The organism is Pseudomonas sp. B19125 (genome assembly GCF_044218855.1).
Lineage (GTDB): Bacteria > Pseudomonadota > Gammaproteobacteria > Pseudomonadales > Pseudomonadaceae > Aquipseudomonas > Aquipseudomonas edaphica.
Genome location: NZ_CP162589.1, coordinates 2324071 through 2340156 on the forward strand (window position 1 = coordinate 2324071; position 16086 = coordinate 2340156).

Annotated in this window: 17 protein-coding genes; all 17 read left to right on the plus strand. The window is 61.8% G+C overall.

The genetic code is table 11. The features are described from left to right. The first annotated feature begins 106 nt into the window (after nt 1–106). Nucleotides 107–1318 carry a PAS domain-containing sensor histidine kinase gene (locus tag AB4P96_RS10665; protein WP_176991503.1) on the plus strand — a complete coding sequence of 404 codons (1212 nt, stop codon included), beginning with the start codon at nt 107–109 and terminating at the stop codon, nt 1316–1318. A gap of 7 nt (nt 1319–1325) precedes the next feature. Continuing rightward, complete coding sequence (locus tag AB4P96_RS10670; RefSeq protein ID WP_099548873.1) at nt 1326–2705, plus strand: sigma-54 dependent transcriptional regulator; 1380 nt, start codon at nt 1326–1328, stop codon at nt 2703–2705. Between the two features lie 131 nt (nt 2706–2836). Further along, the gene (gene fliE, locus AB4P96_RS10675) at nt 2837–3166 is read left to right on the plus strand and encodes a flagellar hook-basal body complex protein FliE (RefSeq protein ID WP_065884546.1); all 330 of its coding nucleotides are present in this window, start codon (nt 2837–2839) and stop codon (nt 3164–3166) included. Between the two features lie 16 nt (nt 3167–3182). Next, nucleotides 3183–4958 (plus strand): flagellar basal-body MS-ring/collar protein FliF, encoded by a 1776-nt coding sequence (fliF, locus tag AB4P96_RS10680; RefSeq protein ID WP_017134938.1) that lies wholly within the window; start codon nt 3183–3185, stop codon nt 4956–4958. Beyond that, nucleotides 4951–5970: a flagellar motor switch protein FliG gene (fliG, locus tag AB4P96_RS10685; protein ID WP_010208743.1), complete on the plus strand. Its 1020-nt coding sequence runs from the start codon at nt 4951–4953 to the stop codon at nt 5968–5970. The genes fliF and fliG overlap by 8 nt, the downstream gene beginning before the upstream one ends. Nucleotides 5971–5980: 10 nt before the next feature. Then, complete coding sequence (gene fliH / locus AB4P96_RS10690) at nt 5981–6745, plus strand: flagellar assembly protein FliH (RefSeq protein WP_395600750.1); 765 nt, start codon at nt 5981–5983, stop codon at nt 6743–6745. Continuing rightward, nucleotides 6735–8093: a flagellar protein export ATPase FliI gene (gene fliI, locus AB4P96_RS10695; protein WP_017134940.1), complete on the plus strand. Its 1359-nt coding sequence runs from the start codon at nt 6735–6737 to the stop codon at nt 8091–8093. Before fliH ends, fliI begins: the two co-directional genes overlap by 11 nt. 3 nt (nt 8094–8096) lie before the next feature. Further along, complete coding sequence (gene fliJ / locus AB4P96_RS10700) at nt 8097–8546, plus strand: flagellar export protein FliJ (RefSeq protein WP_016972024.1); 450 nt, start codon at nt 8097–8099, stop codon at nt 8544–8546. A gap of 183 nt (nt 8547–8729) precedes the next feature. Next, nucleotides 8730–9035 (plus strand): STAS domain-containing protein, encoded by a 306-nt coding sequence (locus AB4P96_RS10705; protein WP_099548877.1) that lies wholly within the window; start codon nt 8730–8732, stop codon nt 9033–9035. Then, nucleotides 9032–10750 carry a fused response regulator/phosphatase gene (locus AB4P96_RS10710; protein ID WP_177034564.1) on the plus strand — a complete coding sequence of 573 codons (1719 nt, stop codon included), beginning with the start codon at nt 9032–9034 and terminating at the stop codon, nt 10748–10750. The genes AB4P96_RS10705 and AB4P96_RS10710 overlap by 4 nt, the downstream gene beginning before the upstream one ends. 30 nt (nt 10751–10780) lie before the next feature. Beyond that, complete coding sequence (locus AB4P96_RS10715) at nt 10781–11125, plus strand: Hpt domain-containing protein (RefSeq protein ID WP_099548879.1); 345 nt, start codon at nt 10781–10783, stop codon at nt 11123–11125. A 218-nt stretch (nt 11126–11343) separates the two neighbouring features. Beyond that, on the plus strand, nt 11344–12684 hold the full coding sequence (locus AB4P96_RS10720; RefSeq protein ID WP_395600751.1) for a flagellar hook-length control protein FliK: 1341 nt from the start codon (nt 11344–11346) through the stop codon (nt 12682–12684). A gap of 222 nt (nt 12685–12906) precedes the next feature. Further along, nucleotides 12907–13410 carry a flagellar basal body-associated protein FliL gene (fliL, locus tag AB4P96_RS10725; RefSeq protein ID WP_017134945.1) on the plus strand — a complete coding sequence of 168 codons (504 nt, stop codon included), beginning with the start codon at nt 12907–12909 and terminating at the stop codon, nt 13408–13410. Between the two features lie 9 nt (nt 13411–13419). After that, complete coding sequence (gene fliM / locus AB4P96_RS10730; protein ID WP_010166091.1) at nt 13420–14388, plus strand: flagellar motor switch protein FliM; 969 nt, start codon at nt 13420–13422, stop codon at nt 14386–14388. 45 nt (nt 14389–14433) lie between these two features. After that, nucleotides 14434–14901, plus strand: coding sequence for a flagellar motor switch protein FliN (gene fliN, locus AB4P96_RS10735; RefSeq protein ID WP_017134946.1), 468 nt, complete (start codon nt 14434–14436; stop codon nt 14899–14901). Between the two features lies 1 nt (nt 14902). Next, a complete protein-coding gene (fliO, locus tag AB4P96_RS10740; protein WP_395600752.1) occupies nt 14903–15343 on the plus strand; it encodes a flagellar biosynthetic protein FliO in 441 nt (146 codons plus the stop codon). Further along, on the plus strand, nt 15343–16086 hold the full coding sequence (fliP, locus tag AB4P96_RS10745; protein WP_017134948.1) for a flagellar type III secretion system pore protein FliP: 744 nt from the start codon (nt 15343–15345) through the stop codon (nt 16084–16086). The genes fliO and fliP overlap by 1 nt, the downstream gene beginning before the upstream one ends.

A 16086-nucleotide genomic window follows, 5' to 3' on the forward strand; every position in this document is an offset into this window, starting at 1 on the left:
TGTTTTTTAAGCTACTGAAATATCAGTAGTTTTTTTTCGGCACGGGTATTGCTATAGCCCTCGCAACGTTCCGTTTAACTGACGGTCAGCCAAGCGAGAGAGCATGATGCCCCACGCCGCCCAACTTTCTACAGCCCCTGCTATCCCGGGGCTCGTTCCGTCTGCAGAGCCGCTTACCCGGCAGGGTCTTGAGCAGGCGTTCTCGCAGTTCAGCCAGATGTCGAGCCAACTGACTGACTCTTACAGCTTGCTGGAGGCGCGGGTTTCCGAGCTTAAAGGCGAGCTGGCGGTGGTCAGTGCCCAGCGCATGCAAGAGCTGGCCGAGAAAGAGCGCCTGGCCAACCGTCTGCAAAACCTGCTGTCGCTGCTGCCCGGTGGCGTGATCGTCATTGATGATCAGGGCCGCGTGCGTGAAGCCAACCCGGCTGCCGTCGACATGCTCGGCCTGCCGCTGGAAGGCGAGTTGTGGCGCGAAGTCATCGCCCGTTGCTTCGCCCCACGTGAAGACGACGGCCACGAAATCTCCCTCAAGGACGGCCGGCGTTTGTCCATCGCCACCCGTTCCCTGGACGCCGAGCCCGGCCAACTGGTGCTGCTTAACGACCTGACGGAAACCCGTCACCTGCAAGACCAGCTGGCGCGCCATGAGCGCTTGTCATCGTTGGGGCGGATGGTCGCGTCTTTGGCGCATCAGATCCGCACGCCGTTGTCGGCGGCGCTGATCTACGCCAGTCATTTGACTGATGAGCAATTGCCGGCCGCCACCCACCAACGTTTTGCTGGCCGCCTCAAAGAGCGTCTGCACGAGTTGGAGCACCAGGTACGCGACATGCTGGTGTTTGCCCGCGGCGAATTGCCGCTGACCGACCGCGTTACGCCCGCTATGTTGATGCAGTCGCTGCAAGCGGCGGCGGCCACCCATATCCAGGACGCCCAGGTGCGTTGGCAGTGCGACAGCCACCAGGGCGAGTTGCTGTGCAACCGCGACACCCTGGTCGGCGCTTTGCTCAACCTGATCGAAAACGCCACCCAGGCAAGCCTGCCCGGGGCGCGGCTCAAGGTGCACCTGTACACCCGCGAGCAAACCCTGCGCCTGTGTATCAGCGACAGCGGCAGCGGCATTGAGCCGCGTGTGCTGCAACGCCTGGGCGAACCGTTTTTTACCACCAAGACCAACGGCACCGGCCTCGGCCTGACCGTGGTCAAGGCCGTGGCACGCGCGCATCAGGGAGAATTGCAGCTGCACTCCCGGTTGGGGCGTGGCACCTGTGCATTGATGACCTTGCCGCTGTTTTCCAGCACGGTAAGCGCGGAGTAAAAGGACTATGGCTATCAAGGTTTTATTGGTCGAAGACGATCGCGCCCTGCGTGAAGCATTGGCTGACACGCTGCTGTTGGCGGGCCATGACTACCGGGCGGTCGGTTCTGCCGAGGAAGCCTTGGAGGCGGTCGAGCAGGAGTCTTTCAGCCTGGTGGTCAGTGACGTCAACATGCCCGGCATGGACGGCCACCAGTTGCTCGGCCTGCTGCGCGCGCGCCAGCCACAACTGCCGGTGTTGCTGATGACCGCCCATGGCGCCGTGGAGCGGGCGGTGGACGCCATGCGCCAGGGCGCGGCGGATTACCTGGTCAAACCCTTTGAACCCAAAGCCCTGATCGAGCTGGTTGCCCGGCATGCACTCGGCGTTGTTTCGAATGCTGAAGGCGAAGGCCCTATTGCCTTTGAGCCGGCCAGCGCACAGTTGCTGGAACTGGCAGCGCGTGTGGCGCGTAGCGATTCCACCGTGCTGATCTCCGGCGAGTCCGGCACCGGTAAAGAAGTGCTGGCGCGGTATATCCACCAGCAATCGAGCCGCGCCAAACAACCCTTTATCGCGATCAACTGTGCGGCCATCCCCGACAACATGCTTGAAGCCACCTTGTTCGGCCATGAAAAAGGCTCGTTCACCGGCGCCATCGCGGCCCAGGCCGGCAAGTTCGAACAGGCCGACGGCGGCACCATCCTGCTCGACGAAATCTCGGAAATGCCCCTGGGCCTGCAAGCCAAGCTGCTGCGGGTATTGCAGGAGCGTGAGGTTGAGCGTGTGGGCGCACGCAAGCCGATCCAGCTGGATATCCGCGTGGTTGCCACCACCAACCGCGACCTCGCGGGCGAAGTGGCGGCGGGGCGCTTTCGTGAAGACCTGTTCTACCGGCTATCCGTATTCCCGCTGGCCTGGCGCCCGTTGCGCGAGCGCCCGGCGGATATCATCCCGCTGGCCGAGCGCCTGCTGAACAACCACGTCAAAAAAATGAAGCACGCCCAGGCGCGGTTGTCGGCTGAGGCCCAGGCTTGCCTGATCAGCTACCCATGGCCCGGCAACGTGCGCGAATTGGACAACGCCATCCAGCGCGCGCTGATTTTGCAGCAGGGCGGCTTGATCCAGCCGCAAGACTTCTGCCTGGCCATGGGCAATGGCAGCGCGCCGTTGCCGAGCCTGGCGCCCGCACCTGTGGCGGCTGCCGAAACCGAGTCCGGCGGTGCCCTGGGCGACGACCTGCGCCGCCGCGAATTCCAGATGATCATCGACACCTTGCGTGCCGAGCGCGGCCGCCGCAAAGAGGCCGCTGAGCGCCTGGGCATCAGCCCGCGCACCCTGCGCTACAAGCTGGCGCAGATGCGCGACGCCGGGATGGACGTGGAAGCCTACCTTTTCGCCACCTGAAAAATTCTTGGGCTGACAGGGTTTGTCGCCTTTTCTTACGAATTGCCACGGAGCTGGCACCCTTGTTGCTACCACCCGTAGTAACCGCTGCGTAGTGTCAAAAAATTGCGGGTCGTCGGAGAGAGAAGGTCATGAGCCAGGGTATTGAGTTCAATCGGTTGATGTTGGATATGCGCTCCATGCAAATGGATGCCATGGCTCAACCGAAATCCGTCGCGCCAGCGCCGGAATTGGGCCAAAGCAGTTTTGCCGACATGCTCGGTCAGGCAATCAACAAAGTCAGCGACACCCAGCAAGCCTCCAGTCAGTTGTCCACCGCCTTCGAGATCGGCAAGAGCGGCGTGGACCTCACCGATGTGATGGTCGCCTCGCAAAAGGCCAGCGTTTCCTTTCAAGCCTTGACCCAAGTGCGTAACAAGCTGGTTCAGGCTTATCAAGACATCATGCAGATGCCGGTTTAAGGACGAGATTTAAGTCATGGCAGAAGCAGTCTCCGACAACGTACCCGCCAAGGCAGACGGCAAGCCGCCGCTGTTTGGCCTGTCGTTCCTGGAAAACCTCTCGGAAATGACCATGCTGCGTCAGGTGGGCCTGATGGTCGGCCTGGCCGCCAGTGTGGCGATTGGTTTTGCCGTGGTGTTGTGGTCGCAACAACCTGATTACCGCCCGCTGTACGGCAGCCTGGCCGGCATGGATTCCAAGCAGATCATGGAAACCCTGGCCGCCGCCGACATCGCCTACACCGTGGAGCCCAACTCCGGCGCCTTGCTGGTCAAGGCTGATGACGTGGCCCGTGCGCGCATGAAGCTGGCTGCAGCCGGCGTAACGCCGTCTGACAGCAATATCGGTTTTGAAATCCTCGACAAGGACCAGGGCCTGGGCACCAGCCAGTTCATGGAAGCCACCCGTTATCGGCGTGGCCTGGAAGGCGAGCTGGCGCGCACCATCAGCAGCCTGAACAACGTCAAGGGCGCCCGCGTGCACCTGGCGATCCCGAAAAGCTCGGTGTTCGTGCGTGACGAACGCAAGCCCAGTGCTTCGGTGTTGGTTGAACTGTTTTCCGGCCGCTCCCTGGAGCCTGGCCAGGTACTGGCGATCATCAACCTGGTGGCCACCAGCGTTCCCGAATTGAGCAAGTCGCAAATCACCGTGGTCGACCAGAAGGGCAACCTGCTGTCTGACCAGGCCGAGAACTCCGCGCTGACCCAGGCCGGCAAGCAGTTCGACTACAGCCGTCGCATGGAAAGCATGCTGACCCAACGCGTGCACAACATCCTGCAACCGGTGTTGGGCAACGATCGCTACAAGGCTGAAGTGTCCGCCGACGTAGATTTCAGCGCGGTCGAGTCGACCTCCGAACAGTTCAACCCCGACCAACCGGCGCTGCGCAGCGAGCAGTCCACCAGCGAACAACGCACCGCCAGCAATGGCCCGCAAGGTGTGCCGGGTGCCCTCAGCAACCAGCCACCGGCTCCGGCGACTGCACCACAAACCACCGGTGGCGCGGCCGCTACGGCTGGCGCGATCCAGCCTGGGCAGCCATTGTTGGACGCCAACGGCCAGCAGATCATGGACCCGGCCACCGGCCAGCCAATGCTCGCACCGTACCCGGCGGACAAGCGTAACCAGTCGACCAAGAACTTCGAACTCGACCGTTCCATCAGCCACACCAAACAGCAGCAGGGCAAGATCAATCGCCTGTCGGTGTCGGTGGTGGTCGATGATCAGGTCAAGGTCAACCCGGCTGACGGTGCCGTCACCCGTGCGCCGTGGAGCACTGATGAATTGGCCCGTTTCACGCGCCTGGTGCAGGACGCCGTCGGCTTCGACGCCAGCCGGGGTGACAGCGTCAGCGTGATCAACATGCCGTTCTCCGCCGAGCGCGCCGAAGTGATCGCCGACCCTGCGTTCTACACGCAGCCGTGGTTCTGGGACATCGTTAAACAAGTGCTGGGTGTGTTGTTCATTCTGGTGCTGGTGTTCGGCGTGCTGCGTCCGGTGCTCAACAACATCACCGGCAACGGCAAGAAACAGCTGGCCTTGGCCGGTGGCGACGTCGAGTTGGGTGGCATGGGCGGCCTGGACGGCGAACTGGCCAACGACCGCGTCAGCCTCGGCGGCCCGCAAAGCATCCTGTTGCCAAGCCCGAGCGAAGGCTATGACGCTCAGCTGAACGCAATCAAGAGTCTGGTAGCAGAAGACCCGGGCCGTGTGGCCCAGGTCGTGAAAGAGTGGATCAACGCAGATGAGTGATAATCGAGCCGCTGTTGCCAAGCTCACCAAGGTCGACAAAGCCGCAGTCCTGTTGCTGTCCCTGGGTGAAACCGACGCTGCCCAAGTGCTGCGCCACATGGGGCCTAAAGAGGTCCAGCGCGTGGGCGTGGCCATGGCGCAGATGCGCAATGTGCACCGCGAGCAAGTCGAGCAGGTGATGAGTGAGTTCGTCGAGATCGTCGGCGACCAGACCAGCCTGGGCGTCGGCTCCGACAGCTATATCCGCAAGATGCTCACCTCGGCACTCGGCGAAGACAAGGCCAACGGCCTGATCGACCGCATCCTGCTGGGTGGCAACACCAGTGGCCTGGACAGCCTCAAGTGGATGGAGCCGCGCGCGGTGGCCGACGTGATCCGCTACGAGCACCCGCAGATCCAGGCCATCGTCGTCGCTTACCTCGACCCGGACCAGGCCGGTGAAGTGCTCGGCCACTTCGACCATAAAGTACGCCTGGATATCATCCTGCGCGTGTCGTCGCTGAACACCGTGCAGCCGGCGGCCCTGAAAGAACTCAACACGATTCTGGAGAAGCAGTTCTCTGGCAACTCGAACGCTTCGCGCACCACCTTGGGCGGCATCAAGCGTGCGGCCGACATCATGAACTTCCTCGACAGCTCGGTCGAAGGCCAGTTGATGGACTCGATCCGCGAGATCGACGACACCCTGTCCGGCCAGATCGAAGACCTCATGTTCGTGTTCAACAACCTCTCCGATGTCGATGACCGTGGCATCCAGGCGTTGCTGCGCGAAGTCTCCTCCGACGTGCTGGTGCTGGCCCTCAAAGGCTCGGACGAAAACGTCAAAGAGAAGATTTTCAAGAACATGTCCAAGCGTGCGTCCGAGCTGTTGCGCGACGACCTCGAAGCCAAAGGCCCGGTGCGCGTCAGCGACGTCGAAACCGCGCAGAAAGAAATCCTCACCATTGCCCGCCGTATGGCCGAAGCCGGAGAAATCGTTCTCGGTGGGAAGGGCGGCGAAGAAATGATCTAAGGCGCGTCCCATGTCGAACAAAGATGAGACGCCCAGCGATCTGATTCGCGCGCGGGATGTCGGCGGGTTCGACATCTGGTCGCTGCCCAGCTTCGATCCACATGTGCCGGAACCTGAGCCCGAGCCGTTGGTTGAAACGCCGGTAGAGATGGAAGAAGTGCCACTGGATGAAGTCCAGCCACTGACCCTTGAAGAGTTGGAAGCCATCCGCCAGGAAGCCTACAACGAAGGCTTTGCGGCCGGCGAAAAAGACGGCTTTCGCAGCACTACCCTCAAAGTACGCCAGGAAGCCGAAGAGGCGCTCGGCGTCAAACTCGCCAGCCTTGAGCGGCTGATGGGTACGCTGTTCGACCCGATTGCCGAGCAGGATACGCAGATCGAAAAAGCCATGGTCGGCCTGGTCGAGCACATTGCCCGGCAGGTCATCCAGCGCGAGCTGGTGCTCGATTCCAGCCATATCGAAAGCGTCATGCGCGAAGCCCTCAAGCTGCTGCCGTTGGGCGTGGGCAATGTGCGCCTGTACATCAACCCGCAGGATTTCGAACAGGTCAAAGCCCTGCGCGAGCGCCATGAAGAAACCTGGCGCATCGTCGAGGACGCGGCGTTGTTGCCCGGTGGTTGCCGCGTGGAAACCGAACACAGCCGCATCGATGCCACGGTGGAAACCCGCATCAGCCAGATCATGGCCAAGCTGTTGGATCAGGTGCATGAGCAGGTGTTGAACCCCGCCGAACCTGACCTGAGCGTTGATCTGGACGCCACCGATGCGCCTTGATCGCACCAGCTTCGCCAAGCGCCTGGGTGGCTACGCCGAGGCCACGGAGTTGCCCGGCCAGCCGATCCTCGAAGGGCGCCTGCTGCGCATGGTCGGCCTGACCCTCGAAGCCGAAGGCCTGCGCGCCGCCATGGGCAGCCGCTGCCTGGTGATCAACGACGACAGCTACCACCCGGTGCAGGTCGAAGCCGAGGTGATGGGCTTTTCCGGCAGCAAGATTTTCCTCATGCCGGTCGGCAGCCTGGCGGGCATCGCCCCTGGCGCCCGCGTGGTGCCGTTGGCCGACACCGGCCGCCTGCCCATGGGCATGAGCATGCTCGGCCGCGTGCTCGATGGCGCCGGCCGCGCACTCGACGGCAAGGGCGGCATGAAGGCCGAAGACTGGGTGCCGATGGACGGCCCGACCATCAACCCGCTCAACCGCAACCCCATTAGTGTGCCGCTGGACGTGGGCATTCGCAGCATCAACGGTTTATTGACGGTCGGTCGTGGCCAGCGTCTGGGCCTGTTTGCCGGTACCGGCGTGGGTAAGTCAGTGTTGCTGGGCATGATGACGCGCTTTACCGAGGCCGACATTATTGTGGTCGGGCTGATCGGCGAGCGCGGCCGTGAAGTGAAAGAGTTCATCGAGCACAGCCTCGGTGAAGAAGGCCTCAAGCGCTCGGTGGTAGTCGCGTCGCCTGCGGATGATGCGCCGCTGATGCGCCTGCGCGCTGCCATGTACTGCACGCGTATCGCCGAATATTTTCGCGACAAGGGCAAGAATGTCCTGTTGCTGATGGACTCGCTCACACGTTTCGCCCAGGCCCAGCGGGAAATCGCCCTGGCCATCGGCGAGCCGCCCGCCACCAAAGGTTACCCGCCGTCAGTGTTCGCCAAGCTGCCCAAGCTGGTGGAGCGCGCCGGTAATGCCGAGGCCGGTGGTGGTTCGATCACCGCGTTCTATACGGTGTTGTCCGAAGGCGATGACCAGCAAGACCCGATTGCCGACTCGGCGCGGGGCGTGCTCGACGGCCACATTGTGCTGTCGCGGCGCCTGGCCGAGGAAGGGCACTACCCGGCCATCGACATCGAAGCCTCGATCAGCCGGGTGATGCCGGCGGTGGTCACCCCGGAGCACATGGCGCGTGCGCAGCACTTCAAACAACTGTGGTCGCGCTACCAGCAGAGCCGCGACCTGATCAGCGTCGGCGCCTACGTGGCCGGTGGTGATCGCGAAACCGACCTGGCCATCGCGCTGCAACCGCAACTGGTGAGCTACCTGCGCCAGGGGCTCAACGACAAGATCAGCATGGGCGAAAGCGAAGCTCACCTGGGCTCGATCTTCGCTCCGGCGCCGGGCGGTTAAGCCATGGCCAGCACCCGTTCTTCACGCCTGGCCCCAGTGGTGGACATGGCCGAAAAGGCCGAAAAAACCGCCGTGCAACGCCTGGGTTACTTCCAGGGTCAGGTGCGCCTGGCGGAAAGCAAGCTGGGCGACCTGGAGCGCTTTCGCGGCGAATATCAGCAGCAGTGGATCGAGCGTGGCAGCAAGGGCGTCTCCGGCCAGTGGTTGATGGGCTACCAGGGCTTTCTCAACCAGTTGGAAACCGCTGTGGGCCAGCAGCGCCAGAGCCTGGCCTGGCACCAGAACAATCTTGATAAAGCCCGTGAAAGTTGGCAGGCGGCGTTTGCCCGCGTTGAAGGCTTGCGCAAGCTGGTGCAGCGTTATATCGACGAAGCGCGGGCGATTGAGGACAAGCGTGAGCAGAAGCTGCTCGATGAGCTGTCACAGCGCCTTCCCCGCCAGTCACAGTACTAACAGTTTCCACTTGCCTACTGTGGGAGCTGGCTTGCCTGCGATAGCATCACCGCTGTATCACTGATACACCTCGTCGCCTGCATCGCAGGCAAGCCAGCTCCCACATTGAGTGCTCGGTGTTGCCCAGATCCGGTTCAGCTGCTAAACCTTGTTGCACATTGCCAATGACAAGGAAGCAGTCACATGTCAGTCGAGTCAGAAGTATCCCTGGATGGGACGAAGTTGACGATTAAAGTAAGAGGCCGATTCGATTTCGGAAGCCACCAGACCTTTCGCGATGCCTACGAGCGGTTCTACAAGGTGCCCGACATCTACGTGGTAGATCTGAAAGAAGCCACCTATCTGGACAGCTCGGCGCTCGGCATGCTCCTGCTGCTGCGGGACCATGCCGGCGGCGATGACGCTGAAGTGCAGGTGATCAACAGCAACTCCGATGTGCGCAAGATCCTCGGCATCTCCAACTTCGACAAACTGTTCGACATCAGTTGAGCACCTTGGCCCCGGTCCTTGAACCACTGACGATCCTGATCGCCGAAGACAGCGCCGCCGATTTGCTGTTGCTGTCGACCATCATTCGGCGTCAGGGCCACCAAGTGCTCACCGCCACCAATGGCGCGCAAGCCGTCGAGGTGTTTACCCGCGAGCGCCCGCAATTGGTGTTGATGGACGCCCTTATGCCGGTGATGGACGGTTTTGAAGCGGCGCGGCGGATCAAACAGTTGGCGGGTGAGGCGCTGGTGCCGATCATCTTCCTCACCTCGCTGCGCGAAAGCGAAGCCCTGGCCCAATGCCTGGATGCCGGTGGCGATGATTTCCTGCCCAAACCCTACAACCCGCTGATCCTGGCCGCCAAGATCAATGCCATGGACCGTCTGCGGCGCCTGCAGGCCACGGTGCTGCGCCAGCGCGACCAGATCGCCCGGCACCACGATTACCTGTTGCATGAGCAACGCGCGGCCAAGGCGGTGTTCGACAAGGTAGCGCATTCGGGTTGCATCAATGCGGCGCCGAACATTCGTTACCTGCAATCGCCCTATGCGCTGTTCAACGGCGACCTGTTGTTGGCGGCGTATACGCCGTCCGGCGACATGCATGTGCTGCTCGGTGACTTCACCGGCCATGGCCTGCCGGCCGCGGTGGGCGCCATGCCGCTGGCGGAAGTCTTCTACGGCATGACCGCCAAGGGCTACGGCCTGGCGCAGACCCTGCGTGAGATGAATGCCAAGCTCAAGCGCATCTTGCCGGTGGACATGTTCTGCTGCGCCACGCTGGTGTGCCTGAGTACCCAGCGGCGCGTGGTGGAGGTATGGAACGGCGGCATGCCCGACGGCTATGTGCATGAGATCGCCACCGGCAAGCGTACGCCTTTGTTATCCCGGCACCTGCCGCTGGGTGTGCTTTCGGCACAGGCGTTTGATGACAGCACCGAAGTCTGGCCCATGGCCTTGGGCGACCGGGTGTTCTTGTTGTCCGATGGGGTGCTGGATACCGCCAACGCCAGTGAACAGTTATTTGGCGCGGCGCGTTTGCAGCAGGTATTTGCCAGTAATCGCAAGCCTGACCGCTTGTTTGAGGAGATTGAGCAGGCCCTGGCGGCGTTCCGGGGTGAGGCGCGCGATGATGTCAGCATGGTGGAGATCACCTTGCAGCCTGGCCAGCCGTCGCGGGCGGCTGAGCCGCTGTATGCCGACAGTGGCCAGTCGTGCCCGTTGGATTGGTCGGTGAGCTTCGAGTTTCGTGCGCGAACGCTCAAAAGCTACAACCCGTTGCCGTACCTGTTGCAATTGCTGCTGGAGATTCATGGCCTGCGTGGGCAAAGCGGGGCGCTGTACAGCGTGATGGCCGAGTTGTATTCCAATGCGCTGGAGCATGGCGTGCTGGGCCTGGATTCGCGACTCAAGCGCGATGCCCAAGGATTTGCCGAGTATTACCGCCAGCGCAATGAGCGCCTGACGCAGTTGAACAGCGGTTATGTGCGGGTACATGTGCAGGTGGTGCCGACTGCCACGGGCGGCAAAATGACGCTGCGCATCGAAGACAGTGGCCCAGGGTTTGACGTGGAACAGGTGCTGGCGCGGCCGCTGGATATCGACCGTTTGTCTGGCCGGGGGCTGAGCCTGGTACGGCAACTGAGCAGCGATGTACGCTGGACCGATGGCGGGCGCAGTGTGTGCGTGGAGTTTTGCTGGGGGGCTCTGGCATAATCCGCCGATTCTTGATCAAGGAGCGAACAAGTGCTTGAGATTCATCTGGACCCTGATGTGCTGACGGGCCTGCAGGAAGTGATGGAAAGCGAATATCCGAAATTGCTGGATACCTTTCTGGACGATTCGCAAAAGCGTATCGATGCGTTGCGCAAGTCGCGTGGTGACGCCAAGGCGTTGGGCCGGATTGCCCATAGCTTCAAGGGCAGCAGTGGCAACCTTGGGGCGGTGCGGTTGGCGCAGTTGTGTCAGCGGCTGGAGGTGGAGTCCGTCGAGTTGTCGGCGGACTTGGGTGCGCTGGTTGATCAGATTGATCATGAGTTTGCGTTGGTGCGGCCGCTGTATGAGTCGGAAAGGCAGCGCTTTCAGCTTTGAATTGAGTCGCCAAGCCGGTCTCGGCCAAATGTGGGAGCTGGCTTGCCTGCGATGGCATCGACTGGTTTTGCCTGATACACCGAGGTGTCTGCATCGCAGGCAAGCCAGCTCCCACAGAGCACAATGGATCTACCGTCAAAAAACCAAACCTGGCCCGACTCTTGCTCTATCTCCCGATACTGCATCCCCGACCCCCAATGCAGTGGAGACCTTTAACTATGCCAGTCGCCCCCAATTCGCTCCTTCAGGCTGCCGCTGCGGCCAAGCCTCAAGCGCCGGCCGCCACACCGCCTGTAGCGGCCGCGGACCCACGGGACAAGGGCCCTGGTTTCGCTCAAGTGTTTGCCAACCAAAGCCCCAAGCCCACGCTGAAGACCGATGACACTCCGGTCAAAGTCTCGCGTGACAAGCCTTCGGATACCAACACCAAGCCGGTCGCCAACAACGATAAGCCTGCCGCCAGCACGCCAGCGGTTGCCGATAGCGGCAATCCCTTGCCTGCCAAGCCGGCCAAGGCTGACGACAGCGCCAGCAGTGATGACGACAAGCCCGCCGACCCGGCCGTGGCGCAGCAGCCCCCGGCTGATCCGGTGGTCGACCCGGCATTGGTCGCCGTTGTTACGCCGGTGCCTGTTCCGGTGCCAACGCCCGCGCCGGTAGCCACCCATGACGACACGGCCCAGCCGGTGGTCGCGGCGCCGCTTGCAGGCACCGATGACGGCAAGCAACCGGCCTTCGACCCCGAAGCCGATCCGCTGGATTCGATGCCGGCCGTGCGCTTGGCCATGGAGCAGGGCGGCCATGTGTCGGCCAGCAGCCAGACGCCTCAGAAAGCCGCGCCGACCTCCACTCAGGACCAGCCAACCGCCGCGCAGAACTTTGCCGCAGGTCTTGCCAACATGGTCGACCAGCAAGCCACCAAAGACAGCACTGACCAGGGCGGCGACAAGGCCTTCAGTGGGCTGATCGAAGGTGGCCTCAAGGATTTGAAAGACGCCGGCAGCGACACGCGGGTGGATGATTTCGCCAACCGCCTGGCCGCGCTGACCCAGGCTGCCACGCCGAAAACCGCGAACGCCTTGCCGCCCGTGGCCAATGCGCCATTGGCCATGCACCAGAGCGGCTGGACCGAAGAGGTGGTCAACCGCGTGATGTACCTGTCCAGCGCCAACCTCAAGTCGGCGGAGATTCAGTTGCAACCGGCTGAACTGGGGCGCCTGGATATCAAGGTCAATATGACCGCCGACCAGCAAGCCCAGGTCAACTTCATGAGCGGCCACGCCGTGGTACGTGAAGCACTGGAAAGCCAGTCCGGCCGTTTGCGCGAGATGTTTGCCCAGCAAGGCATGGGGCAGGTCGACGTCAACGTCTCCGACCAGTCGCGTGGCTGGCAGGGTCAGGGCCAGGAGCAACAGCAGCAGAACCAGGCGCGCGGCATAAGCGGCAGTGGTGGGCGCGGTGATGGCGGCGATGCGGGTGACGCTGCTGAAGTGGCAGCGGCGGTCGCGCCGGTGAGCCAGACGATAGTTGGCTCCAGCGCCGTCGATTACTACGCCTGACTTGAGCCAAAAAACGCGGTCAATGTGGGAGCTGGCTTGCCTGCGATAGCGGTGCATCAGTTACAGAAGTATTAACTGACCCACCGCTATCGCAGGCAAGCCAGCTCCCACATTTGGTTTGTGGTGTTAGTTCTCTCCCCAACTGCCAGACAACTCTGGCATAACACTTGCTCTTGCCTTCCCGTAGATCTATGAATCCCCGAATAGTGACGGATTATTGGCATGGCGAAGAGTGACGACGCAGCAGCAACCCCACCCGCAGGCAAAGGCAAGCTCAAGCTGATCCTGCTGATTGTGCTGGGCCTGCTCCTGGCCATTGGCGCCTCGATTGGCGGCACGTGGTACATCATGCACAGCAGCGCGAGCAAACCGGCTCCCGCCGCCGAAACCGCCACTAACGTCAAGCAACCGGCAATCTTCGAGCCGATGCTGCCGGCCTTTGTCGCCAACTACAATCAGAACGGTCGCCAACGCTACCTGCAGGTGAGCATCACCTTGCTGGCGCGTAACCAGGCGGACCTGGATGCGCTTAAAGTGCATATGCCGGTGATCCGCAACAACCTGGTGATGCTGTTCTCCGGGCAGAGCTTCGACAGCCTGGCCACCCCGGTCGGCCAGGAAATGCTGCGCCAGAAGGTCACTGCCAGTGTGCAGGAAGTGGCCCAGAAAGAGCTCGGCAAAGTCGTGGTCGAGCAGGCGCTCTTCACTAACTTCGTATTGCAGTAGGATCACGACATGGCCGTGCAAGACCTGCTGTCCCAGGATGAAATCGACGCGCTGTTGCATGGCGTCGACGATGGTCTGGTACAGACCGAAATGGCTGCCGAACCCGGCAGCGTAAAAAGTTATGACCTCACCAGCCAGGATCGCATCGTCCGTGGGCGCATGCCGACCCTGGAGATGATCAATGAGCGTTTCGCCCGTTACACCCGTATCAGCATGTTCAACATGCTGCGCCGCTCGGCAGACGTAGCGGTAGGCGGCGTGCAGGTGATGAAGTTCGGCGAGTACGTGCATTCGCTGTATGTGCCCACCAGCCTCAACCTGGTCAAGATCAAACCGTTGCGCGGTACCGCGCTGTTCATCCTCGACGCCAAGCTGGTGTTCAAGCTGGTGGACAACTTCTTCGGCGGCGACGGCCGCCACGCCAAGATCGAAGGGCGTGAATTCACCCCTACCGAATTGCGTGTGGTGCGCATGGTGCTGGAGCAAGCCTTCATCGACTTGAAGGAAGCCTGGCAGGCGATCATGGAAGTCAATTTCGAGTACATCAACTCGGAAGTGAACCCGGCCATGGCCAACATCGTCGGCCCCAGCGAAGCCATTGTGGTCTCCACCTTCCACATCGAGCTTGATGGCGGTGGCGGCGACCTGCACGTGACCATGCCGTACTCGATGATCGAGCCGGTGCGCGAAATGCTCGACGCCGGTTTCCAGTCCGACCTCGACGACCAGGACGAACGCTGGGTCAAGGCCCTGCGCGAAGACCTGCTGGACGTCGACGTGCCTTTGAGCGCCACTGTGGCCCGTCGCCAGCTGCGTTTGCGCGATATTTTGCACATGCAACCGGGGGACGTGATCCCCGTGGAGTTGCCGGAAGAGCTGATCATGCGCGCCAATGGCGTGCCGTCGTTCAAGGTCAAGCTCGGTTCCCACAAGGGCAACCTGGCGTTGCAAGTGATCGAACCGATCAACCGTCGCTGATCTGCCCCTTCTATCGATGAATTTTTGCTGCGCCGAGGACATGTAATGGCTACCGAACACGAAAACACTTCCGCCGAAGACCAGGCCCTGGCTGACGAATGGGCCGCGGCTCTGGAAGAAACCGGCGATGTCGGCCAGGACGACATCGACGCGCTGCTGGCCGCCGACGCCGCCATGGCGCCGGCCGGCAAACGCCTGCCGATGGAAGAATTCGGCAGCGTGCCGAAAAACAACGACCCGGTGACCCTCGACGGCCCGAACCTGGATGTGATTCTCGACATTCCGGTGTCGATCTCCATGGAAGTCGGCAGCACCGAAATCAACATCCGCAACCTGCTGCAACTCAACCAGGGTTCGGTGATCGAGCTCGACCGCCTGGCCGGTGAGCCGCTGGACGTGCTGGTCAACGGCACCCTGATCGCCCATGGCGAGGTGGTGGTGGTCAACGAGAAGTTCGGCATCCGCCTGACGGACGTGATCAGCCCAAGCGAACGCATCAAGAAGTTGCGCTGAGATGAAGTATTCGATGGTGGGACTGTTCCTGGCGCTGCCATTGAGCGCCCTGGCGGCTGAGCCGGTCGCCCAAGTGGCGGCTGCGGCACCTGTGGTCAGCAGTGGTATCGGCGGCCAGTTGACCCAGCTGGTGCTTGGATTGTTGCTGGTAGTCGGTCTGATCTTCGTGCTCGCCTGGCTGATGCGCCGCGTGCAGCGCATCGGGCCGGGCAATGGCCAGGTGATCGAGATGATCGGCTCGCGCGCCCTCGGCCCGCGTGATCGGCTGGTGCTGGTGCAGGTGGGCGAAGAGCAAATCCTGCTGGGTATCACGCCCGGCCGCATCACCCCGTTGCACGTACTCAAGACGCCGGTGGAAGCGACCAGGACCGAGACCGCCACGCCGGAATTCGCCCAGCGCCTGATGGAGTTGCTGGGCAAGGATCAGAAGGATAAGAAGTAATGCGCGTTTTATTGACGCTCATGCTGTTGCTGGCCGCGCCGCTGGCGTTGGCAGCCGACCCGTTGTCGATCCCGGCGATCACCCTGGGCACCAACGCGGCCGGCGCGCAGGAATACTCGGTCAGCCTGCAGATTTTGCTGATCATGACTGCGCTGAGTTTTATCCCGGCGTTTGTCATGCTGATGACCAGCTTTACGCGGATCATCATCGTGTTCTCGATTTTGCGTCAGGCCCTGGGCCTGCAGCAGACGCCGTCGAACCAGATCCTCACCGGCATGGCGCTGTTCTTGACGCTTTTCATCATGGCGCCAGTGTTCGACAAGGTGAACCAGCAAGCCTTGCAGCCCTATCTGGCCGAGAAACTTACGGCCCAGGATGCGATCGACAAAGCCCAAGGCCCGATCAAGGACTTCATGCTGTCGCAAACCCGCTCCAGCGACCTGGAGCTGTTTATGCGCCTGTCCAAGCGCACCGACATTGCCACGCCGGATCAGGCGCCGCTGACCATCCTGGTGCCGGCCTTCGTCACTTCCGAATTGAAAACCGCGTTCCAGATCGGCTTCATGATCTTTATCCCGTTCCTGATCATCGACCTGGTGGTGGCGAGCGTGCTGATGGCCATGGGCATGATGATGCTGTCGCCGCTGATTATTTCGTTGCCGTTCAAGATCATGCTGTTTGTGCTGGTGGACGGCTGGGCGCTGATTATCGGCACCCTGGCCAGCAGTTTCGGCGGGGTGTAG